Source organism: Bordetella genomosp. 13 (assembly GCF_007679965.1).
Lineage (GTDB): Bacteria > Pseudomonadota > Gammaproteobacteria > Burkholderiales > Burkholderiaceae_B > Bordetella.
In genome coordinates this window covers 107,219-129,675 of the sequence record NZ_VEHL01000010.1, presented here as the reverse complement: position 1 = coordinate 129,675, position 22,457 = coordinate 107,219, and the positions used below count along the sequence as shown (strand labels likewise).

The following is a 22,457-nucleotide window of genomic DNA, read 5'->3' as shown; positions in this document are numbered from 1 at the left end:
CAGGCGCTTCCGCGCGTCCGCATCCCTCACATACCGACATGCCGTATTCACAACAGCAGAAGCAAGACGACCTCTTCATCGTGGCCTTGGTCTGGGGGTTGACCGGACTGATCTTCACCGTCGATCTGGTCGCGGTCACGGGCCTGACCATCTGGGTGTTCTACGTCATTCCGCTGCTGCTGTGCGTCAAGCAGCGCAACCGGCACCTGCCGCTGATCCTGGCGGGCGTGCAGTCCGTGCTCATCATCGTCGGCCTGTTTCCGCTGGCCACGACCCTGGTCGAGCTGCGCGTGGCCAACCGCATCATCAACATCATGTCGGTGTCCAGCGTGGCCTACCTGGCCTACGCAGTGATCACCGCGCGCGAGCGCACCGACCGCCTGCTGTGGCTGCAGCGCGGCCAGGCCGACATGGCCGCGAGCATGCTGGGCGAGCTCGAGGTGTCCTCGGTGGGCCGCGGCATGCTGCAGGTGCTGTCGCGCTACGTCAACGCGCAGCTTGCCGCGCTGTACACCCACGAGCACGGCCGCCTGGGCTTCGCGGCGGGCTACGCGTTCGACGCGCCCGGCGGCGACGCCGACACTCTTGGTCTGGCGCGCGAAGTGGCGCGCAGCGGCAAGCCGCTGGTGATCGACGACGTGCCCGCCGACCACGTGCGCGTGCACAGCGGCACCGGCGGCACCGCGCCGCGCCGCCTGCTGATCTCGCCCGTCACGGCCGAGGGCCGCATCGTCGGCGTGGTCGAGCTGGGCTTCGTCAACACCAGCTTCGACATGGAGCGTGTCACCGAGCTCATGCGCATCCTGGCGGAAGACATGGGCCAGGCGCTGAGCGCCGCCATCTACCGCCAGCGCCTGAAGGACGCCCTGGAAGAGACGGAACGCCAGCGCGAGACGCTGCAATCCCAGCAGGAAGAGCTGCGCGTCTCCAACGAAGAGCTCGAAGAGCAGAGCCGCGCGCTGCGCGACTCGCAGAGCCGCCTGGAGAACCAGCAGACCGAGCTGGAGCAGACCAACGTGCGGCTGGAAGAGCAGGCCAACCGCCTGGAGCGCCAGAAGCAGGACCTGCTGCGCGCCCAGCGCACGCTGGAGGCCAACGCGGACGAGCTGACGCGCGCCAACCGCTACAAGTCCGAGTTCCTGGCGAACATGTCGCACGAGTTGCGCACGCCGCTGAACAGCTCGCTGATCCTCGCGCAGATCCTGTCCGGGCCCGATTCGGCGGCGCTCGGCAGCGACGAGGTGCGCCGCTATGCCCAGACCATCCATGCGTCCAACCAGGACCTGCTGACGCTGATCAACGACATCCTGGACCTTTCCAAGATCGAGGCCGGCCACGTCGACATCGTGGCCGAGCCGGTGTCGGTGGCGGGCGTGCTGCGCCCCCTGCAGTCCGTGTTCGAGCCCATCTCGCGCGACCGCGGGGTGGCGATGCACGTCGAGATCGATCCCGACACGCCGGCCACGTTCACCACCGATTCCAATCGCCTGCAGCAGGTGCTGAAGAACCTGTTGTCCAACGCCTTCAAGTTCACCGAGCGCGGCAGCGTGACGCTGCGCGTGCGCACCGCCGGCACGGACCGCGTGGCGTTCGACGTGCGCGACACCGGCATCGGCATCGCGCCCGAGCAACAGGACATCATCTTCGAGGCTTTCCGCCAGGCCGACGGCACCACCAGCCGCAAGTACGGCGGCACGGGCCTGGGCCTGTCGATCTCGCGCGAGCTGGCGCGCCTGCTGGGCGGCGAGATCCGCGTCGCCAGCGAGCCGGGCAAGGGCAGCACCTTCACGCTGGAAGTCGCCACCGAACTCGAGGCGGGCACCTATGCCCGCCAGGACGGCGCCTCCGACGAAACGCCCGCCATCACCCCCGCCGCCAAGGCGGCCGCCGAAGCCGAGATGGCCGCCATTGCCGCGGCCAGCGCCGCGGCGCGCAAGCCGGCCATGACTGCCTACGCCCCGAACGGCGGGGCCAAGCCTGCGCCTGCCGCGCTGCCGCGCCGCCTCGAGGACGACCGCGACCGTCGCCAGCGGCCCCGCCTGGTGCTGGTCATCGAGGACGACGAGCGCTTCGCGGCCGTGCTGTACGAAGTGGCCCACGAGCTGGACTTCGACTGCATCCACGCGGTCACCGGCGAAGAGGCGCTGGCGCTGGCCCGCAGCCAGCAGCCCAGCGGCATCCTGCTGGACGTGAACCTGCCCGACCAGTCGGGCCTGAGCGTGCTGGAGCGCCTGAAGCGCGATCCGGTCACGCGCCACATCCCGGTGCACATGCTGTCCGTGCACGACCACCTGCAGACCGCGCTGGAGCTGGGCGCGGTGGGCTACGCGCTCAAGCCCGTGGCGCGCGAGTCGGTGCTGGAAGCCTTCTCGAAGGTCGAGGCCCGCCTGCAGCAGCAGGTGCGCCGCGTCCTGGTAGTGGAAGACGACGCCGTGCTGCGCGAGAGCATCGGGCTGATGCTGAAGGCCGGCGACGTGGAGATCACCACCACCGGGACGGTGGCGCAGGCGCTGGAGTACCTGGCCGCCGGCCACTATGACTGCATGGTCATGGACCTGATGCTGCCCGACGCCTCGGGCTACGACCTGCTGGAGCAGATGGCCAACGGCGAGAAGTACGCCTTCCCTCCGGTCATCGTCTACACCGGCCGCGCGCTGACCCGCGACGAGGAGCAGCGCCTGCGCCGCTATTCGCGTTCCATCATCATCAAGGGCGCCAAGTCGCCCGAGCGCCTGCTGGACGAGGTGTCGCTGTTCCTGCACCGCATCGAGGCCGCGCTGCCGCAGGACCAGCAGCGTCTGCTGGCCCAGGCGCGCCAGCGCGACGCGGTCTTCGAGGGCCGCCGCATCCTGCTGGCCGAGGACGACGTGCGCAACGTGTATGCGCTGTCCAGCATCTTCGAGCCGCTGGGCGCGAAGCTCATCGTGGCCCGCGACGGCCGCCAGGCGCTCGACCGTCTGGCCACGCACGACGACATCGACCTGGTGCTGATGGACCTGATGATGCCCGAGATGGACGGCCTGACCGCCATGCGCGAGATCCGTCGCCAGCCCGCCTACGCGCGGCTGCCCATCATCGCGCTGACCGCCAAGGCCATGGCCGACGACCGCCGCAGCTGCCTCGAGGCGGGCGCCGACGACTACATCGCCAAACCCATCGACGTCGAGAAACTGGTCTCTTTGTGCCGCGTATGGATGCCGAAGTAACGCCCCCCATCGATCCGGCGCAGGAAGGCCGATTGCCGCAATCGCTGCCGGATATCGAGCTCAAGCTGCTGCTCGAAGGCATCTACCAGCGCTACCAGCACGATTTCCGCGACTATTCGCAGGGCTCGATGCTGCGCCGCGTGCAGAGCGCCATGGAGCACTTCGGCTGCGCCACGGTGTCGCAGCTGCAGGACCGCATCCTGCACGAGCCCGCCGTGTTCGCGCAGTCGCTGCAGTACCTCACGGTGCAGGTCAGCGAGATGTTCCGCGATCCGGCGTATTTCCTGGTGCTGCGCACGCAGGTGCTGCCGGTGCTGCGCACCTACCCGTCCATCAAGATCTGGGTGGCGGGCTGCAGCAGCGGAGAAGAGGTCTGGTCGCTGGCCATCCTGCTGCACGAAGAGGGCATGCTGGATCGCAGCATCATCTATGCCACCGACATCAACACCGACGCGCTTAAGGCCGCGCAGGCGGGCATCTACCCCGTCGACCGCGCGCGGCAGTTCAACCGCAACTACGTGCTGGCGGGCGGCTGCCACGACCTGTCCGACTACTACACGTCCGACGACCACTACGTGCGATTCGACCCTGCGCTGCGCAAGCAGATCGTGTTCGCCGACCACAGCCTGGCCACCGACAGCGTGTTCTCCGAAGTGCACCTGGTGTCCTGCCGCAACGTGCTGATCTACTTCAACCGCGAGCTGCAGGACCGCGCCACCGGCCTGTTCGTCGAGGCGCTGGTGCACCGTGGCTTCCTGGGTCTGGGCAGCAAGGAAACCATCCGCTTCACCGCGCACGCGGACCGGTTCGTGGAGTTCCACGCGCAGGAAAAGGTCTACCAGCGTATCTGACGCCGGCGGCGGCGCGGTCCTGGCTCAGGGCGCGGCCGGCGCCGCCTGGGCGATGGCCCGGTATTTCCGTTGCGCCGCCAGCAGCGCCTTGCCGAACGCGTCAGGCGAGCCGCTGGGTGCTGCATCGATGCCCTGCGAGGCCAGCTGCGCCTTCAGCGCCGGATCGGCCAGCACCCTGGCGATGGCCTCGTACAGCTTCGCGATCACCGGCGCCGGCGTGCCGGCCGGCGCCAGGATCGCGTTGAAGGTCGCATCCTCGTAGCCCGGCAGGCCGGCCTCGGCCACCGTGGGCACGTCCGGCAGCAGTGCCGAGCGCGTGGCGGTACTGACCGCCAGCGCGTTCAGCTTGCCGGTCTTGATGTACGGCCCGGACGTGCTGACCTGGTCGAACATCGTCATCACCTGGCCGCCCACCACGTCGGTCAGCGCCTGTCCGTTGCCCTTGTACGACACGCCCAGCAGTTTCACCTGCGCCTGCCGGCTGAACAGTTCGGCGGCGATGTAGCCCGTCGAGCCGATGCCGGACGACGCGTATGACACCTCGCCGGGATGCGCGCGGGCACGCGCGATCAGCGCGCGGACGTCGCGCTCGGGCACCGAGGGATGGGCCACCAGCACCATTGGGATCTGGCAGGTCTGCGTCACCGGCGCGAAGTCCTTGATCGGGTCGTAGCCCGCCTCGGGAACGAAGTAGGGCGCCGACACGAAGGTGTTGGCCACCGCCAGCAGTGTGTAGCCGTCGGGCTTGGCCCGCGCCACTTCGCGCGTGCCGATCAGGCCGCTGGCGCCGGGCTTGTTCTCCACTACCACGGACTGCCCCAGTTGCTCGGACAGTCCCTTGGCGACCAGCCGCGCCACCAGGTCCACGGTGCCGCCGGGCGCCAGCGGCACCACGATGCGCAGCGGCCTGGACGGATAGGCATCCTGAGCCCGGGCGGGCGCGGACGCGCACAGGGCGCCGGCCGCCAGGGCGGCCAGCGCGCAGGAAAACAGTCGCATTGTCGTCTCCTCGTTTTTATGTAAGGCTGCATGCGTCCGGCGCCGCCATGACGGCGCCGGACGTCTTCAGAACCCGTACAGCCGGGCGGGATTGTCGGCCAGCAGCAGGCGCGCGCGTTCGGCCGTGCCGGCCCATTGCAGGCAGCGCGCCAGGGCCCGCGCATTGTCCTCGGCACGGAAGGGCGTGACGCCGTCGCGCGACAGCGCCACGCCGGCGGCCGAGCCCGGGTGCGGCCAGTCGGTGCCCCAGAGCACGCGCTCGGGGTTGGCGTCGATCAGCGCTCGCGCGATGGGGGCCGCGTCCGCGTAGTCCGCTTGGCGCGAGACGCGGTAGGGCGCCGACAGCTTCACGTAGATCTGGCCGGCGCGCAGTGCCGCACGCAGGGCGTCGAAGCCCGGTTGCGCGATGCCCTGCGCGGCCTGCGCGCGGCCGAAATGGTCCACCACCAGCGGCACGGGCAGGTCCGCCAGCCGGCCGGCCAGCGCCGCCAGCGTGTCCAGGCCGGCATAGGTCTGCACGTGCCAGCCCAGCGGGGCCACGCGCCGGGCGGCCGCGTCGATGCGCTTCCAGGCCGTGCCGGGATCGTGCTCGCCGGCGGTCTCCAGGTTGATCCGTACGCCGCGCACGCCCGCCTCGTGCATGGCGCGCAACTCGGCGTCCGTGGTTTCCGCGCCGATCACCGCGACGCCGCGGCCGGCGCCGTCGAGCTCGGCCAGCGCGTCCAGCAGGCAGCGGTTGTCCGTACCATAGGGGCTGGGCTGCACGATCACCGTGCGCGCCACGCCCAGGCCGCGATGCAGCGCCCGCAGCGCCGCCAGCGGCGCGTCGCCTGGCGTGTAGGTGCGCGCGGCATCGAATGGATAGCGTGCCGCCGGCCCGAACACGTGCACGTGGCAATCGCAGGCGCCGTCGGGCACCGGGGGCAGGGCTTCATCGATCGTCATGGTGCTGCCCCTTCAACTGGCATGGGACGGATAGCCGCCGGGCTCGGCATCGAGCAGGCGCAGCATGGCGTGCCACTCCAGTTCGCCGTAGGGCCGCCGCGTACCGGGCTGGTACAGGTGCGCCGAGCGTTCCAGCACGTCGTTGCCGGGCAGCAGCACCTGGTCCATGCCGGCGGACATCGCGTCGACCTGCGTGCGGCAGGCCATCTCCAGCTGGTACATCAAGTTGAAGGCCTGCGCGACCGACGCGCCGCACACCAGCAGGCCGTGGTTGCGCAGGATCATGGCATTGTGCGGCCCCAGGTCCGCCACCAGCCGCTTCTGTTCGTCCAGGTCGACCGCCGGGCCCTCGAATGCGTGGTACGCGATGTGGCCATGGAAGCGCGACGCGGTCTGCGTGATGGGCAGCAGCCCGCAACGCATGGCCGCGACCGCCATGCCGGCGCGCGTGTGCGTGTGGATGACGCAATGCACGTCGGGGCGGGCGCGATGGATGCAGCCGTGGATCACGTAGCCCGACTTGTTGATGCCGTAGTCGGTGTCCGGCTTGCGCACGACGTTGCCGTCGTAGTCGATCTCGACCAGGCTGGAAGCCGTGATCTCCTTGTACAGCAGGCCGTACAGGTTGATCAGCAGCCGGTCCTGCCTGCCGGGGATCTGCGCCGTGATGTGGTTGTAGATCATGTCGGTCATGCCGTAGCGGTCCATCAGGCGGTAGCAGGCGGCCAGGTCCTTGCGCGCCTGCCACTCTGCGGGATCCACCACGTCCCGCAACGACGGAAAACCGGTTCCGTATCGCATCGTGTTCACTGTGCTGCTCCTGCCCGGGCATAATAAAAACTAATGAGCGGCGGATAGGGCGCGCGTGCCCGGAATGCGCGCGCGGCGTGGCTCCTGCCTGCTTGGATGATAGGTAGCGGGCCACGTGCCGACCATCTAGAAAAATTCACCAGAACCTCAGAAAACCTAATGAGCCGGGCCGAGACACCCGGATGCGCCATGAATCCACAACTTCCCCCGCTGAACCCCTTGCGCGTGTTCGAGAGCGCCGCGCGCCACCTCAGCTTCACCGACGCCGCGCAAGAGCTGCACATCACCCAGGGCGCGGTCAGCCACCAGATCAAGGCGCTGGAGACCTGGCTGGGCTTTCCGCTGTTCGAGCGGCGGGCGCGCCGCCTGGGCCTGACCCCCGGCGGCGAGCGCTACGCGGCCTCGCTGAACGTCGCCTTCGCCCAGATCGTGCGCGCCACGCAGGAAGTCGTATCGACCGGCGCCACCCAGGTGCTGACCGTGCGCGGCCACACCACGATGTTCGTGCGCTGGCTGATTCCCTTGCTGCCCGCCTTCCAGTCCGACCATCCCGACATCAACGTGCGCCTGGCCGCGGGCGTGCAGGGCGTGGACTTCGCGCGCGAAGAGGCCGACGTGGGCATCGTCTACGGCGACGGGCCCTGGGACGGCCTGCGCAGCGACCTGCTGTTCAGCGACGCGCTGACGCCGGTGATGGCGCCCGAGCTGGCGCAGCGCCTGTCCGGACCCTGCACCACGGAAGCCCTGCTGGCGCTGCCGCTGCTGCATTCCAACCGCCGGCCGCAGCACTGGCCCGACTGGATCCGGGCGGCGGGCGGCAGCCGCCGGATGGCGGTGGGCGACATGTACTACGAAGACCTCAGCGTCATCTACCAATGCGCCACCGAAGGGCTGGGCGTGGCGCTGGGCCAGTTGCGCTACCTCGAACGCGACCTGGCGGCGGGACGCCTGGTGGCGCCGCACCCGCTGGTGCTGCGGCGCCGGCGCGGCTACCACCTGGTCTGTCCGCAGGAGCGTGCCGAGGACGGCAAGATCGCCTGTTTCCGCAACTGGCTGCTGGCCCATGTCACTGCGCCTGGATCCGCCGTTCCCGGATGATGCGGGACCACTTCTCGCTGTCGGCGCGGATCTGTTCTCCGAACTGCTCCGGCGTGCCGTCGGCGGGCTCGGCGCCCATCTGCGCCAGCTGGGCGCGTACGGCCGGATCGGCCAGCACCTTGCGCACCGACTGGTTCAGCGCCTGGATGCGGTCGGCCGGCGTGCCCGCCGGCGCCGCCAGGCCGAACCAGTTGGCGAACTGGTAGCCCGGCACGCCGGCCTCGGACATGGTGGGCACGTCCGGCAGCAGCGCGGAACGCCTGGCCGCCAGCACCGCCAGCGGCTTGAGCTTGCCGCTCTGTACGTAGGGCAGCGACTGCACCAGGCTGTCGAAGGTCATCGACACCTGGCCGCCCAGCAGGTCGGCGAAACTCGGGCCGCTGCCCTTGTACGGGATGTGCATCAGCTGCACGCCGGCCATCTGGTTGAACAGTTCGCCCGCCAGGTGCGGCGCGCCGCCCACGCCCGACGACGAGAAGTTGATCTGGCCGGGCCGCTTGCGCGCCAGCTCGATCAGCCCCTTGACGTCGTTGGCCGGCAGGCCCGGATTGGCCACCAGCGCGAACTGCACGTCCACCACGTTCGAGATGGGCGCCAGATCCTTCAGCGGATCCACGTTCAGCTTGTACAGGTGCGGGTTGATGGACAGGTTGCCCAGCGTGGCCATGAAGATCGTGTAACCGTCGGGCTGCGCGCGCGCCGCCTGCTCGGTGCCGATCACGCCGCCCGCACCGCCGCGGTTGTCGACGATGACCTGCGTGTTCCAGAGGCGGCCCAGTTTCTCCGCGACCAGCCGCGCCACGATGTCGGTGCCGCCGCCCGCCGGGAACGCCACGATCATGCGCACCGGCTTGTCCGGAAAGCCCTGCGCCTGCGCCGTCCAGGCACAGCCCGCCAGCGCGGCCGCCAGGGCCGTGCGGCCCAGCGCCCGCAGGCAGCCGCGGCGCGCGGCCTTCATGCCGGCTCTCCCGACGGCGTCTGGGTCGCCAGGTAGGCCTTGGCGCTGTCCTCGTCCAGCAGCGGGTAGACTTCGAGATGGGCGGGTATGATGTCAACCCATTCGTTCATCAGCCGGTGCAGCGTGGCGTTCGAATCGACGTCGAACAGCGCCACGGCGCCGCGTCCGACGCGCGCGTGCACCGAACGGGCCATGCCGCTTTCCAGCAGCGGGCGCATCCAGTCCCAATAGCGGCTGCGTGCGCCGATCAGGGTGGTGGGCCGTTCGGGGCGGGGGGTGCTGATCACGAGAAATAGCATGCGCGTGCTCCTCTTTATGGTTGTGCGGCATTCGAGGCACGAATCATAGGAGCGGCGTTGGCATCGCGACAGCGACGATATTTCAAGAATCCATGAGAAAAAATAATCAGCCCGTGGCGCCGCCGGTGGCGACACCGCAAGACGGCGGCTTGGCGGGACCCCCCCGTTGGCGGTATCGTCCCATGCGTCCCTATTCCTCTTCCTCATGACGGGAGCTTCCGCAGTGTCCCCCGACATCAAAATCCTCGTCGTCGACGACGTGGAACAGAATCTGGTCGCCATCGAAGCGGTGCTGGCCCGCCCGGGCCTCGTCGTGCGCAAGGCCTCGTCAGGCGTCGAGGCGCTGGAGATACTGCTGGCCGAAGAGGTCGCGCTGGCGCTGGTCGACGTGCAGATGCCGCAGATGGACGGCTTCGAACTGGCGGAGCTGATCCGCGGCAGCGAGCGCACCCGGCACATTCCCCTCATCTTCCTGACCGCCGCCGCGCTGGAGCGGGACCATTATTTCCGCGGCTACGAAGCCGGCGCGGTCGACTTCCTGTACAAGCCGATCGACCCGCGCGTGCTGTGCAGCAAGGTCAACGTCTTCGTCGAGCTCTACACGCAGAAGGTCACGCTGGACAGCCAACTGCAGGCCCTGCGCCGCGCGCTGCACCTGAACGAGCTGTTCACGGCCGTGCTGGGACACGACCTGCGCAATCCCCTGTCCGCGGTGACCACGGCGGCGGCCATCCTGGTCAAGATCTCCGAGAACCCCATGGCGTTGTCCGCCGCGCAGCGCATCCAGCAAAGCACCACGCGCATGTCGAAGATGGTCGAGCAACTGCTGGACGTGGCCCGCATCCGCTCCAACGGCCTGGTGCTGCGGATCGCGCCCACGGACTATGCCGAGCTGTGCGCGCACATCGTCGATGAGCTGGCCGTCACCGCGCCGCAGCGCGTGAAGCTGGAGGTGCGCGGCAACGTCCACGGCGACGCCGATGCGGACCGGCTGGCGCAGGTGGTGTCCAACCTGCTGGGCAACGCCTTGCAGCACGGTGAATCCGATTCGCCCGTCTGGCTCGAGGTCGACGGCCGCCATGCCGAGCGCATCACCGTGCGGGTCGGCAACCGCGGCGTGATCCCGCCTCACCAGTTGCATGGCGTGTTCGAGCCGTTCCGCTCGGGGGCCATGGAACACCGCGGTCCCGATCGCGGGCAGGGCCTGGGCCTGGGCTTGTACATCGTCAAGAGTTTCGTCGAGGCCCACGGTGGCGAGGTCGGCGCGCTGTCGGCGCCCCCGCAGGGCACCGAGTTCAACTTCACCATTCCGCGCCGCGTGCCGCAGGGCGGCGCCCGCATGCTCGACCCGCTGGGGTTCAGGGCGGGGGATCAGGCGCCAGCGGCAGGCCCAGCAGGCGGGCCAGCGCTCGCGCATCGCCCGGCGCCTTGACCTTGATGTCGTTGTCGAAGTAGCAGTACACGTCGCGGGGCGTGCCGGCCCCGGTCTTCGCGGCCCCCGCGACCCGGCGGGCGCCGCGCGGCTCCCGGCCTTCCGACCAGGCCTGGATGCGGCGCTTCCAGTCGCGCAGCGCCTCCTGGGTATAGCCGCTGGCATACAGCTCGGCATCGCCGTGCAGACGCAGGTACGCGAAATCCGCCGTCACGTCCTCCATCAGCGGCCACTTGCCGGCCGTGTCGGCAGTCACCAGCGCCACGCCGTAGTGGCGCAGCATCTGCACGAATTCCGGACAGGCGAAGCTCTCGTGCCGCACCTCCATGGCGTGGCGCAGCGCGCGGCGCTTGCCGGGCGGAGGCATCGGCTGGCCGGCCACGCGCGCGCCGTGGCGCTGCGCGAGAGTCTCGGCGGCCTGGGTGGTGCGCGGCAGTGCCTTCAGGAAGCCCTCGACGATGCCCGCGTCGAAGCGCAGCGAGGGTGGCAGCTGCCACAGGAAGGGCCCCAGCTTGTCGCCCAGTTCGAACACGCCGCTGGCGAAGAAGCGGGCCAGCGCCTCCTCCGGCTCGCGCAGCCGCTTCACGTGCGTGATGTAGCGGCTGCCCTTGACGCTGAACACGAAGCCGCGCGGCGTGCTGTCGCGCCATCGCGCGAAGCGCTCGGGCCGCTGCAGCGAATAAAACGTGCCGTTGATCTCGATGGTGGGCACCTGGTGCGACGCGTAGGCAAGCTCGTGGGCCTGCGCCAGGTCCTCGGGATAGAACGCGCCGCGCCACGGCGCATAGCGCCAGCCCGAGATGCCGATGCGGATGGACGAGGCCGCCATGGTCACGCCTGTGCCAACGGAGGGCAGGGGGGCGGGGCGAGCAGGCGCGTGGCGTACATGGCGGATCTCCGATGTCGTGGCGGAAGGCGCCGCACTCAGCAAGCCGCGTACCGACGGCGCGGCGCACGGCGCCCCTGCGAGCAAGGGCTCCCGACGCAACGCGCAACGGGCCGCTATTTGCGCCTGGCCAGCGAGCCCGCCAGCGTATCGAGTTCCTTGCTGTGGAACAGGTCGATGCACTTCATGGTGTTGAAGTCGCTGTCGACCGAACCGCCATACTGGCGCCGCGCATACGACGTCGCCAGTTGCCTCAGCCGTTCGTAATCCTCGGCGGACTGATGGCCGAACTCCATGTATGCGCTGGCGGTCTTGTTGGCGTCGTCGATCTCGTCGGCATGCCTGGCCACCGTGGCCAGGCATACGCTCAAGGCCCAGTTCTTCAGCAGCGTCTTCTGCGAGTAGGTCTCGATCAGGGATTGGCCGGTGGCGGGCGCGGCGGCCAGCAGGGCCGTTGCCAGCAGGGCGCGGGCACGCATGGGCATGTACATGGCGAGTGCGCAGAGTTGCGAATGAGCCGGCGATTGTAGACCCGCCCGCCGCGGCCGGGCCGCTGTCAGGCCGCCATGCGCTCGCACGTGTCGGCGCAGCGGCGGCAAGCGGCGGCGCAATCGTCCATGCCGTCCAGCGCGTCGCAGCTGTCGGCGCATTGGCGGCAGATCGTGGCGCAATCGCCGCAGACATGGCGGTGATGGGGCACGCCGATCAACATCATCTGCGCTGCGGCATGGCACATCTGCGCGCAAGCGAGCATCAGGCGGAAATGCTCGGGCTCCACGTGCCGGCCGCCCTGGACCAGGCAATGGCCCATGGCCGAGCCCAGGCAGCTCTGGTGGCAGGCCAGGCAATCGTCGATGCACGACTGCATTTCGGGTGAAAACGAGTTCATGGCGAGTCTCCTGTTGGAAAGCAGGGACTCAGCAAGCGGTGTTCCGATGCCTCATTGCTTGGCTGCCGGCGCGGTGGCGGGCGGGGCGTTCACACCGGTCTGGGCGGGCGACAACGCGTTGGCGTTCGAGGCGCCCTCGCCGGATTGCGGTTGCGCACCCGCGGCCGGGGCCGCCGCCTGCGGCGCGTCCTGCGCCTGCGGCAGGTAATGCTGCAGCAGGTCGAAGAACCCGCCGTAGAACGCCTCGCGCGTCACGGTCAGGCTGCTGGTCTTGACCAGCGAGTCGTCGCTGGAGCCGAACGGCAGGGACACGGCGCCCAGCACGCTGACGCCCACGCTGGCGGAGCTGTTGCTCTTCTTCACCGAGAAGTTGTCCTGCACCGCGTTGGCAAACACGAGCGACTTGCCGTCGCCGCCTTCGCCGGAGCAGTTGATGGTGACGGTGATCTGCGTGTTGGCCTTCTCTTCGTCCAGGAAGTTCTTGTGGCCCGACACGGTATCGGCCTGCGCCTTGTCGATGTTGTAGCCCTGGCTGAGCAGCGCGCGGCGGCCGGCATCGCAGGCGCGCGCGGGCGGCGCGTCGTACTTGCGCGAGAACGTGTTGGTGGTGCTTTGCGCGAAGTTTTCCTGTTCGTACGCGGCCTTGGGAGAGGAGCACCCGGCGGCCAGCACGGCGAGCGCGGCGGCGCAGGGCAGGGCAACGAAAGAGGCGCGGGTCATGGGTATCCGGCAAGAGGGTAAATGCCCAGTATCGACCCGGGCCGCGCCGCCCACGTGCTTCGATCCGTGTGCGCGGGGTTGGCTTTGTAACGCGCCGCCCGGCGCGTCCCGGCCTGCCTGCGCCGCGCAGCGACGCGCATCAACACATCTGTAACCTGAGAAGAAACAACCGCGCGGGGACAAAACGCGTAGTGTCTTCCGTGCTGGCACGGGGCGCGGCATCCCCAACTTACAAGCTTCACGCCGCGCTCGGAACCGCACCGGCGGCACGGGCCCGCCGGGACACCTCGGAGGGAGAAAGAGCATGCATGCACTGAAGCGGTACGCCGGCGTCTGCCTGGCGGCGGGTTTTGTCGCGTTCCTGGGCGGTTGCGCCACGCGCGGCGGCGAACAGGCCGCCATCGACATGCCGGGGCTGACGCAGCCCGTGGAGATCCTGCGCGACAAGCACGGCGTGTCGCACATCTACGCCCAGAACGAGCACGACCTGTTCTACGCCCAGGGCTTCGCCGCCGCGCGCGACCGCCTGTGGCAGCTGGACCTGTGGCGCCGCCAGGGCGAAGGCAAGATGGCCGAACAGTTCGGCCCGCGCTTCGTCGAGCAGGACCGTGCCGCGCGCATGTTCCTGTACCGCGGCGACCTTGAAGCCGAATTCGCCAGCTACCACCCCCGCGGCAAGGCCATCCTGACGTCCTTCGCCGACGGCATCAACGCCTACGTCGATTGGGTGCGCGCGCATCCCGACCAGATGCCCGAGGAATTCCGCCTGACCGGCACGCAGCCGGGCTACTGGAGCCCGACCACCTCGCTGATCCGCATCTATGGCCTGACGCGCAACGTGAAGGACGAGGTGAAGATGGCAGAGCAGGTCAACGCCGTGGGCCTGAATGCCGTGCAGTCGTTGAGCGTGTTCGAGCCGCCCATCGCACTGCAGATGCCGGCCGGCCTGGACGTGCGCCAGATCAACAAGAACGTGCTGTCCAGCTACAACCTGGCGCGAGACGGCCAGGCCTTCACGGCCGCCGACTTCCCCAATAGCCCGTTGGGCATGAATGAACGCGCCAAGCTGGCCGAGACGCTGTCGTCCACCCGCCTGGCGGCCCTGGACCCGCAGTTCGACCCGAGCGCGCCGCGCTACGAAAGCAACAACTGGGTGCTGTCGGGCCAGCGCACCGCCACCGGCAAGCCCATCCTGGCGGGCGACCCGCACCGCTCGATCACCATGCCGTCGCTGCGCTACATGGTGCACCTGAACGCGCCGGGCTGGAACATCATCGGCGCGGGCGAACCCTCGCTGCCGGGCGTGTCGATGGGCCACAACGACCGCATCGCCTTCGGCCTGACCATCTTCGCCTTCGCCGACGAGGAAGACCTGTACGTCTACGACACCAACCCGGCCAATCCCAACCAGTACCGCTACCGCGGCGCCTGGGAGAACATGCGCGGCGTGAACGAGGCCATCGCCGTTCGCGGCCAGGCCGGCGTGCAGGCGCAGGTCAAGTTCACGCGGCACGGCCCGGTCATCTTCGAGGATCCGGTGAACCGCAAGGCCTACGCGCTGCGCGCCGCCTACCTGGAGTTTCCGGGCACGGCCGCCTACCTGGCCAGCCTGCGGCTGAACCAGGCGCAGAACTGGAACGAGTTCGTGGCGGGCATGCAAAAGCACTACACCCCCAGCGAGAACATGGTGTACGCCGACGTGGACGGCAACATCGGCTGGTTCGGCGGCAGCATCGCGCCGATCCGCCCGCGCCAGGACTGGTCGGGCATGCTGCCGGTGCCGGGCGACGGCACCTTCGAGTGGAACGGCTTCCTGAACCCCACCGCCTTGCCGAACATCTACAACCCGGCCGAGGGCTACATCGCCACCGCCAACGAGTACAACCTGCCCAACGAGTTCCCGTACAAGGAGATGTCGGGCCGTTCGTGGGCCGACCCGTACCGCGTGCTGCGCATCCGCGAAGTGCTCAGCGGCGTGCAGGGCGCCACCGTGAAGACCTCGCAGGATCTGCAGTACGACAACCTGTCGCTGCCGGCCCGCAAGATGGCCGAATACGCCCGCGCCTTGAATGCGGCCGATCCGCGCGTCTCGGATGGCCTGGGACTGCTGAAGGACTGGGACGGCCGCGTGGATGCCGACTCGAAGGCGGCCACGGTATACGAGTTCTGGATGCCCGAGGTGGTCGCGCGCGTCAGCGCCCTGTACGTGCCGGCCAACGGCCGCCAGATCATCGGCAGCCTGGCCACCAGCAAAGTGCTGGAAAAGCTGGCCAGCCCGGACACGGCGTTCGGCGCCCGCCCGCAGGAAGGCCGCGACGCGCTGCTGCTGGCCGCCCTGGCCGACGGCATGGCCAAGCTGCGGGCCAAGGTGGGCAACGACCAGGCGCAGTGGCAGTGGGGCAACCTGCACCACATCCAGTTCGAGCACGCGCTGACCCCGTTGCTGAATCCGCAGACGGCCCAGGCCTTCGCCACGCCGCGCTATCCGGTGGGCGGCGACAACGACACCGTGCACCGTGGCACCTTCCGCCGCTCCGACTTCCGCCAGATCAGCGGCTCGTCGTACCGCCAGGTGATCGACGTGGCGAACTGGGACAACTCGGTGGTGCAGAACGTGCCCGGCCAGTCCGCCGACCCGCGCAGCCCGCACTACAAGGACCTGCTCAAGGGCTGGGCCACGGGCGAATACTTCCCGATGGCGTTCAGCCGTGCCAAGGTCGAGAGCGAGACGGGCGACAAGCTGCTGCTGCGTCCCGCCGCCGGCACGGCCGCCGCGCCGGCGCCGCGCTGAGGGCAGCGACCCGGACGGGCGGCGCGCCGCCGCCCGGCGCGGCGCACGAGGCAAGGCCGGCATCGCGCCGGCCTCTTTCATTTTCTGGGATCGGGATACGGAAAGGGGGCGTCTGGACGGACCCGTCCGGCGTCGGGCGCGGCCGCCGGCACCGGCCGAATCAACAATCGCAAAGTCGGTCGCGCCAGTGCGCCCAGACCATGGTCTGCGGCATGCCGCCCGGTATAATCCTGGCCGGCAGGTACGGGTTTTCCGCGGCGGGGCACGGCGGCGCCAGGTGCGTCCCAGGGCTGGCAAAGAGAACAATAAAAGACCCGCCCCACGGTCCGCGCACGCGCGATTTCGCGTCCCTCCGATCAAGCACGGTAATTCGGTCCCAGATTTCAGGATGCGGCGTCCAATTACCGTCCCAGGCACCTGTATAGATGTATCATTCAGTAGCCAAATTCCATCGGCTGTCACACGGCCTAAATATCGAGGAACTAGCATCCAGCGTAATTCAGCCGGATGACCAGGGTATGCACGCAGCGCTTTCACCTTTCCGTCGTCCCGACACGCCGGGAGACCATCGCTGCGCAGGCGATCTGTCCCAGGAACTGCCCACCATCGACGTGTCGGGCACCAACTCCATGGTGATGGAGATCTTCTCGTCGCGCCGCGACATGACGAGCCTGGCTGTCGTCGAAGGCGGACGCCCCATCGGGCTGATCAACCGCAGCATCTTCATGTCGCAGATGAGCAAGCCGTTCCATCGCGAGCTCTACGACAAGAAGAGCTGCATCGCCTTCATGGACAAGGAACCGCTGATCGTCGACGCCAACATGAGCATCGAACAGCTGACCTTCAAGACGGTCGAGTTCGGCGAGAAGGCGTTGGCCGACGGTTTCATCGTCACGCGTGACGGGCGCTTCAACGGCCTGGGCAACGGCCTGCAGCTGATGAGCGCCGTCGCCTCCATGCAGGCCGAGAAGAACCGCCAGATCATGCAGAGCATCGAATATGCCAGCGTGATCCAGCGCGCCATGCTGCGGGTCTCGCGCGAGGCGCTGTCCGACACGCTGCAGAACGCCGCGCTGGTCTGGCAGCCGCGCGACGTGGTCGGCGGCGATTTCTACCATTTCGCGGCGCATCCGGACGGTTGGTTCGGCGCGGTGGCGGATTGCACGGGCCACGGCGTGCCCGGCGCGTTCATGACGCTGATCGCCTCGTCGGCCCTGTCCAAGGCGCTCGAGCAACTGGGGCCGCGCGATCCGGCGGCGCTGCTCTCGGCGGTCAACCGCAGCGTGAAGGGCCTGCTGGGCCAGGTGCATGGGGTCGACGAAACCCCCGAATCCGACGACGGCCTGGATGCCGCCTTCTTCTGGTTCGACACCGCGCGCCACGAGCTGCACTTCGCCGGCGCGCGCATCGCGGTGCACCTGCTGCGTCCCGGCGCCGAGAAATTCGAGTCGCTGGCGGGCCAGCGCATGGGCGTGGGCTACGTGGACAGCCACGAAGACTATGCCTGGACCGGCGTCCGCGCCGAGCTGCCCCCGGGCAGCCTCATGTTCATTACCACCGACGGCCTGACCGACCAGATCGGCGGCCCGCGCAAGATCGCGTTCGGCAAGCGCCGCGCCTGCGACACGCTCCTGGCGCACCGCGACGAGTCGGCCGTCGCGCTGTGCGAGAGGCTGACGCAGGCATTGGCGCAATGGCAGGGCACCCAGGCCCGTCGCGACGACGTCACCTTATTTTGTGCCCGTATTCAGGAACATTGATGAGCATCGAGCATCTGCTAGGCCAGGACAGCGCCTTCTTCGACCTGGCCCAGCGTCGCAATGTGATTTTCTATCACAAGGGCTATTTCTCCCACAGCATCATTGCGGCCATGTCCGAAGTCGTCAAGCTGCAGCTCGAGGTCTCGGGCGTCAGCGGCCCGACCCGCCGCAAGCTGTTCTCGTCGTTCGTCGAACTGTCGCAGAACATCATCCATTATTCGTCGGATGCCCTGGTGCCCGGCGGCCCCGACAGCGGCGCGCTGCGTGAAGGGGCCGTGTGCATCGCCGCCGATGGCGAACGCTACCTGATGCTGTGCGTCAACCCCATGTCGACGGCCGGCGTGGACGGCCTGCGCGACAAGCTGGAGCCCCTGCGCACCATGTCGCTGGAACAGATCAAGCAGGCATACAAGGTATCATTGCGTGCCGAAACCCCCGAAGACAGCAAAGGGGCGGGACTGGGGTTCCTGACCATGGCGCGTGACGCCAGCGCACCCCTCGAATTCGCCTTCCATCCCCGTGCCGACGACCCCGGCACCACGCTGTTCTGCCTGAAAGCCATCATCTAGCAAGTCGACGACCCGAGCCATGGACAATCTGCATATCGCCGCTACGGCAACGTCTCCCGAAGTCGATTTCCGCTTCGACCAACACCAGCTGTCGCTGAAGGGCGAGTCGTACCCCGAGAACGCAGCCGCCTTCTACGCCCCCATCATCGAGCAACTGCGCGCCTACCTGGCCGCATGCGACGGGGCGACGATCACCGCCGACGTGGCGCTGGCCTATTTCAACAGCTCCAGCACCAAGATGCTGTTCAGCATCTTCGACGCACTGGACGAAGCCGCGCAGTCCGGCAACCGCGTGATGCTCAACTGGTATCACGACGACGAAGACGAGACGATCCTCGAATTCGGCGAAGAACTGCAAGCCGACTTCCAGGCCATCGAGTTCACCGACTGCCCGGTTTCCGCACGATAAGGATATCGATGCCAGCTTCTGGTACCTCCCAGGATGCCGCCACCAGCGGCGCACCGGATCTTTTCAAGAGCGAGAACGAGGCGCTCGAGAAAGCCCGCGCGGCCTTCGATACCGAAGGCGCCGGCGCGCAAGAGTACCGGCAGTCGCTGGGCGAGCTGATCGGCCATTTCGAGCGCCTGATGCGCGAGACGCGCCGCCTGATCGGCCGCAGCGATCGCGCCGAACGCGAGATGCATGCGCTGAACATGCAACTGCAGGCGCTGGCCCAGCAACTCGAGTACCGCGCCACGCACGACGCCCTGACCGGGGTGTTCAACCGCAGCGCGGTCATCGAGCTGGCGACCAAGGCGCTGGCCGAGGGCGACTCGGTCATGGTCGTGCTCGACATCGACTACTTCAAGCGCATCAACGACGAATTCGGCCATCCCGCCGGCGACTCGGTCATCCTGGGCATCGTCACGTGCCTGCGCCGCATCGTGGGCGACGAGGGCATCATCGGCCGCGTGGGCGGCGAAGAGTTCACGGTGGTGCTGCCGGGCTACCAGCTGGAGCAGGCCGCCGAACTGGCCGAGGCCATGCGGGCGGCCATCGCCGGGCACCGCTTCAGCGACCCCGTCGACCGCCAGATCACCGCCAGCTTCGGCCTGAGCGCCAATGCCGGCGGCACCGATTTCGACACGGCCTACGGCCTGGCCGACGAGGCGCTCTATGCCGCCAAGCGCAACGGACGCAACTGCGTCGAGGTAGCCGGCGCGGCGCCGCGCGCCAACGCCTGACATCCGGCCCGAGGCACCACGGCCCCGGCTCCGAGGAAACGCCGGCGCGATCTCCGAAAGTTTTCCCTTTGTTGCGCCGCACAGGCCATGCCGTGCGGCGCGTTAACGTCTGGTTGCCGGTTCCGCGCGCTGCTTAGGGTTGCTGTAAGCCGCTCAAAAATAGACTGAACGTCTCAGTTCATTTTGGCGAACCGCAATGTCCACGGAAACCCCGCGCAACCCGTCCGATTCCTCTGCCCGGCATGACGAAAGGGGCGACGGCAGGCCCGCAGGCCAGGCCGACCGCGAAGAGACTCACGACGAGGCCCGCGACGCCAAGACCGGGGACGACGGGACCGTCGGCGGCAAGGACGCCCCCCGCAAGCGGCCCGGCAAGAAGCCCCTGTTCATCCTGATCGGCGTGGTCCTGGTCATCGTGCTGGTGGCCGTGGTGTGGTGGTTCCTGACGCGCAACCAGGAGTCCACGGACGACGCCTACACCGAGGGCGACACCGTCAGCATGGCCGCCCAGGTGGGCGGCTACGTGCAGGACCTGCAGGTGCGCGACAACGCGTTCGTGCACAAAGGCGATCTGCTGCTGCGCATCGATCCGCGCGACTACACGACCCGGCGAGACAGCGCCCGCGCGCAGGAAGGCCTGGCCGCGGCGCAGTACGAGCAGGCCAAGGTGCAGCTGGCGCTGGCCCAGACGCAGTATCCCGCCCAGCTGGAGCAGGCCCGCGCGCAGGAGGCGCAGGCCCAGGCGGCGTTGAAGCGCGCGCAGCAGTCCTACCAGCGGCAGCGCCGCGTCGATGTCCGCGCCACTACACAGGAGAGCATCGACGCCGCCGACGCCCAGCTGCGCGACGCGCGGGCCGCGGTGCAGTCGGCCCAGGCCCAGGTGCGCATCGCCTCGCAGTCGCAACTGCAGATCGACCAGGCCCGCACGGTGGTCGAGCAGCGCGCCCGCCAGCTGGACCAGGCGCGCGCGCAGACGGCGCAGGCCGAGCTGGACCTGTCGCGCACCGAGCTGCGCGCCCCCGGTGACGGCTGGGTGACGCGCCGCAACGTGCAGCTGGGCAGCTTCGTGCAGCCCGGCTCGGCGCTGTTCACGCTGGTCACGCCCGGACGCTGGATCCTGGCCAACTTCAAGGAATCGCAACTGGGGCGCATGAATCCCGGCGACACGGTCGAGATCGCCATCGACGCCTATCCCGACCTGGAACTGACGGGCCACGTCGAGAGCATCCAGCAGGGGTCGGGCTCGCGCTTCTCGGCGTTCCCGGCCGAGAACGCCACGGGCAATTTCGTGAAGATCGTGCAGCGCGTGCCGGTGAAGATCGTTATCGACCACGGCCTGGATCCTGGCCAGGCGCTGCCGCTCGGGCTGTCGGTGGTGCCGACGGTGACGGTGGAGTGAGCATGCCCGCCGCTGCCAGCAAGCCGGCTTCGTACGTCCAGTGCGCCACCGCCCTCGAGGACACCCCATGACCCGCGCCGCCGGGGCCGTGAATGGCCAACTGGGCTGGACGCCGCGCGCCAATCCGTGGGCGGTGGCGATCATCGTCACGCTGGCGGCGTTCATGGAGGTGCTGGACACCACCATCGTCAACGTGGCGCTGCCGCACATCGCCGGCACCATGTCGGCCAGCTACGACGAATCGACCTGGGCGTTGACCTCTTACCTGGTCGCCAACAGCATCGTGCTGCCCATCTCGGCCTTCCTGGGCCGGCTGTTGGGACGCAAGCGCTACTTCCTGCTGTGCATCGTGATGTTCACGGTGTGCTCGTTGCTGTGCGGTATCGCCACCGAGCTGTGGCAGCTGATCCTGTTCCGCCTGCTGCAGGGCTTCTTCGGCGGCGGGCTGCAGCCCAACCAGCAGGCCATCCTGCTCGACTATTTTCCGCCGGAAGACCGCGGCAAGGCGTTCTCGGTGTCGGCGGTCGCCATCATCGTGGCGCCCATCTTCGGGCCGACGCTGGGCGGCTGGATCACCGATACGTTCTCGTGGCGCTGGGTGTTCCTGATCAACGTGCCGGTTGGCGTGATGACGACCCTGGCGGTGATGCAGTTCCTGGAGGATCCGCCCTGGGAGAAGCAGGCCGAGCGCGGTTCGCTGCGCATCGACTACATCGGCATCGGCCTGATCGCGCTGGGCCTGGGCTGCCTCGAGGTGACGCTGGACCGGGGCGAGAACCTGGACTGGCTGTCGTCCAACGTGATCCGCGTGTCGGCGGTGCTGACGGCGGTGGGCCTGGTGGGCGCGGTCTACTGGCTGCTGTACGCGAAGCGTCCCGTGGTGGACCTGCGCGCGCTGAAGGACAAGAACTTCGCGCTGGCCTGCGCCTGCATCTTCGGCTTCGCCACGGTGCTGTACGGCAGTGCGGTGCTGATCCCGCAGCTGGCGCAGCAGCAGCTGGGCTATACCGCGATGTGGGCCGGGCTGGTGCTGACGCCGGGCGCGGCCATCATCATCTTCGTCATTCCCGTCATCAGCAAGATCATGCCGCACGTGCAGACGCGCTTCCTGGTGGCCTTCGGGTTCCTGCTGCTGGGCCTGTCGATGGTGTACTCGCACGGGCTGGCGCCCAACATCGACTACCGGACGCTGGCCACCATGCGCGCCACGCAGTCGCTGGGCATCGGGCTGCTGTTCGTGCCGGTGACGACGCTGGCGTACATCACCCTGCCGCAGCGGCTGAACGGCGACGGCACGGCGCTGTTCACGATGTTCCGCAACATCGCGGGCTCGGTGGGCATCGCGATGTCGTCGGCGCTGCTGCGCGACCGCACGCAGGTGCGCCAGGCGTACCTGTCCGAGCACCTGTCGCCGTACGATTCCTCCTTCCAGCAGACGCTGCAGGACATGACGCGATCGATCCACGACTACGCCCACGTGGCCGGCGACGCTACGCAGGCGGCGTTTGGGCAGCTGTACCGCACGCTGGTCGACCAGGCGACGTTCCTGGCGTACCAGGACATCTTCGCCTACTGCGCCATCCTGGCGTTCTGCTTCGTGCCGCTGACGCTGCTGTTCTCCAACGTGAAGAGCGCGGGCGGCGCGCCCGGACATTGATGA

Annotated in this window: 20 protein-coding genes; 11 read left to right on the top strand and 9 right to left on the bottom strand. The window is 68.5% G+C overall.

Going from position 1 to position 22,457, the window contains the following annotated elements; translation table 11 throughout:
* Positions 1-38: 38 nt before the first annotated feature.
* Together FS845_RS22175 and FS845_RS22170 are read left to right on the top strand one after the other, a co-directional pair.
* Positions 39-3,206: a response regulator gene (locus FS845_RS22175; RefSeq protein WP_144639426.1), complete on the top strand. Its 3,168-nt coding sequence runs from the start codon at positions 39-41 to the stop codon at positions 3,204-3,206.
* Positions 3,191-4,057: a CheR family methyltransferase gene (locus tag FS845_RS22170; RefSeq protein WP_144639424.1), complete on the top strand. Its 867-nt coding sequence runs from the start codon at positions 3,191-3,193 to the stop codon at positions 4,055-4,057. The genes FS845_RS22175 and FS845_RS22170 overlap by 16 nt, the downstream gene beginning before the upstream one ends.
* A gap of 24 nt (positions 4,058-4,081) precedes the next feature.
* Here the strand turns inward: FS845_RS22170 and FS845_RS22165 are convergent, their stop codons facing one another.
* The 3 genes from FS845_RS22165 to FS845_RS22155 all read right to left on the bottom strand — a co-directional run bounded on the left by FS845_RS22165 (position 4,082) and on the right by FS845_RS22155 (position 6,802).
* Entirely contained in the window at positions 4,082-5,056 is a 975-nt protein-coding gene (locus FS845_RS22165) for a Bug family tripartite tricarboxylate transporter substrate binding protein (RefSeq protein WP_144639422.1), read from the bottom strand.
* Positions 5,057-5,122: 66 nt separating this feature from the next.
* Positions 5,123-6,001, bottom strand: a complete 879-nt coding sequence (locus FS845_RS22160; RefSeq protein ID WP_260986399.1) for an amidohydrolase family protein — start codon at positions 5,999-6,001, stop codon at positions 5,123-5,125.
* A gap of 12 nt (positions 6,002-6,013) precedes the next feature.
* Positions 6,014-6,802, bottom strand: coding sequence for a class II aldolase/adducin family protein (locus tag FS845_RS22155; protein WP_144639704.1), 789 nt, complete (start codon positions 6,800-6,802; stop codon positions 6,014-6,016).
* A gap of 198 nt (positions 6,803-7,000) precedes the next feature.
* Here FS845_RS22155 and gcvA point away from each other — a divergent pair, with 198 nt between their 5' ends.
* Positions 7,001-7,909, top strand: coding sequence for a transcriptional regulator GcvA (gene gcvA, locus FS845_RS22150; RefSeq protein ID WP_186332378.1), 909 nt, complete (start codon positions 7,001-7,003; stop codon positions 7,907-7,909).
* Here the strand turns inward: gcvA and FS845_RS22145 are convergent.
* Entirely contained in the window at positions 7,878-8,867 is a 990-nt protein-coding gene (locus FS845_RS22145) for a Bug family tripartite tricarboxylate transporter substrate binding protein (protein ID WP_144639418.1), read from the bottom strand. The genes gcvA and FS845_RS22145 overlap by 32 nt on opposite strands.
* Complete coding sequence (locus tag FS845_RS22140) at positions 8,864-9,166, bottom strand: DUF3303 domain-containing protein (protein ID WP_144639416.1); 303 nt, start codon at positions 9,164-9,166, stop codon at positions 8,864-8,866. Before FS845_RS22140 ends, FS845_RS22145 begins: the two co-directional genes overlap by 4 nt.
* A gap of 223 nt (positions 9,167-9,389) precedes the next feature.
* Between FS845_RS22140 and FS845_RS22135 the strand changes: the two genes are divergently transcribed.
* On the top strand, positions 9,390-10,598 hold the full coding sequence (locus FS845_RS22135) for a hybrid sensor histidine kinase/response regulator (protein WP_260986398.1): 1,209 nt from the start codon (positions 9,390-9,392) through the stop codon (positions 10,596-10,598).
* Here the strand turns inward: FS845_RS22135 and FS845_RS22130 are convergent.
* The 4 genes from FS845_RS22130 to FS845_RS22115 all read right to left on the bottom strand — a co-directional run bounded on the left by FS845_RS22130 (position 10,525) and on the right by FS845_RS22115 (position 13,093).
* Positions 10,525-11,427 carry a DUF72 domain-containing protein gene (locus FS845_RS22130; RefSeq protein ID WP_144639412.1) on the bottom strand — a complete coding sequence of 301 codons (903 nt, stop codon included), beginning with the start codon at positions 11,425-11,427 and terminating at the stop codon, positions 10,525-10,527. The two genes, FS845_RS22135 and FS845_RS22130, sit on opposite strands and share 74 nt — an antisense overlap.
* A 173-nt stretch (positions 11,428-11,600) precedes the next feature.
* Positions 11,601-11,963: a T6SS amidase immunity protein Tai4 family protein gene (locus tag FS845_RS22125; protein ID WP_144639410.1), complete on the bottom strand. Its 363-nt coding sequence runs from the start codon at positions 11,961-11,963 to the stop codon at positions 11,601-11,603.
* 77 nt (positions 11,964-12,040) lie between these two features.
* Positions 12,041-12,373: a four-helix bundle copper-binding protein gene (locus FS845_RS22120; RefSeq protein ID WP_144639408.1), complete on the bottom strand. Its 333-nt coding sequence runs from the start codon at positions 12,371-12,373 to the stop codon at positions 12,041-12,043.
* Positions 12,374-12,424: 51 nt separating this feature from the next.
* Positions 12,425-13,093, bottom strand: coding sequence for a DUF2242 domain-containing protein (locus FS845_RS22115; RefSeq protein WP_144639407.1), 669 nt, complete (start codon positions 13,091-13,093; stop codon positions 12,425-12,427).
* A gap of 304 nt (positions 13,094-13,397) precedes the next feature.
* On the opposite strand from FS845_RS22115, the gene FS845_RS22110 reads away from it, so the two are divergent.
* The 7 genes from FS845_RS22110 (at position 13,398) to FS845_RS22080 (ending at position 22,454) form a co-directional block, all read left to right on the top strand.
* Complete coding sequence (locus tag FS845_RS22110; RefSeq protein WP_144639405.1) at positions 13,398-15,884, top strand: penicillin acylase family protein; 2,487 nt, start codon at positions 13,398-13,400, stop codon at positions 15,882-15,884.
* A gap of 635 nt (positions 15,885-16,519) precedes the next feature.
* On the top strand, positions 16,520-17,644 hold the full coding sequence (locus FS845_RS22105) for a SpoIIE family protein phosphatase (RefSeq protein WP_222130020.1): 1,125 nt from the start codon (positions 16,520-16,522) through the stop codon (positions 17,642-17,644).
* Positions 17,645-17,649: 5 nt separating this feature from the next.
* Positions 17,650-18,213, top strand: a complete 564-nt coding sequence (locus FS845_RS22100; RefSeq protein WP_144639702.1) for a SiaB family protein kinase — start codon at positions 17,650-17,652, stop codon at positions 18,211-18,213.
* Between the two features lie 19 nt (positions 18,214-18,232).
* On the top strand, positions 18,233-18,622 hold the full coding sequence (locus tag FS845_RS22095) for a DUF1987 domain-containing protein (protein ID WP_144639401.1): 390 nt from the start codon (positions 18,233-18,235) through the stop codon (positions 18,620-18,622).
* A gap of 8 nt (positions 18,623-18,630) precedes the next feature.
* Positions 18,631-19,398, top strand: coding sequence for a GGDEF domain-containing protein (locus FS845_RS22090; RefSeq protein ID WP_144639399.1), 768 nt, complete (start codon positions 18,631-18,633; stop codon positions 19,396-19,398).
* A gap of 196 nt (positions 19,399-19,594) precedes the next feature.
* Entirely contained in the window at positions 19,595-20,797 is a 1,203-nt protein-coding gene (locus tag FS845_RS22085) for an HlyD family secretion protein (protein ID WP_144639397.1), read from the top strand.
* Positions 20,798-20,864: 67 nt separating this feature from the next.
* On the top strand, positions 20,865-22,454 hold the full coding sequence (locus FS845_RS22080) for a DHA2 family efflux MFS transporter permease subunit (protein WP_144639394.1): 1,590 nt from the start codon (positions 20,865-20,867) through the stop codon (positions 22,452-22,454).
* The last annotated feature ends 3 nt before the right edge of the window (positions 22,455-22,457 follow it).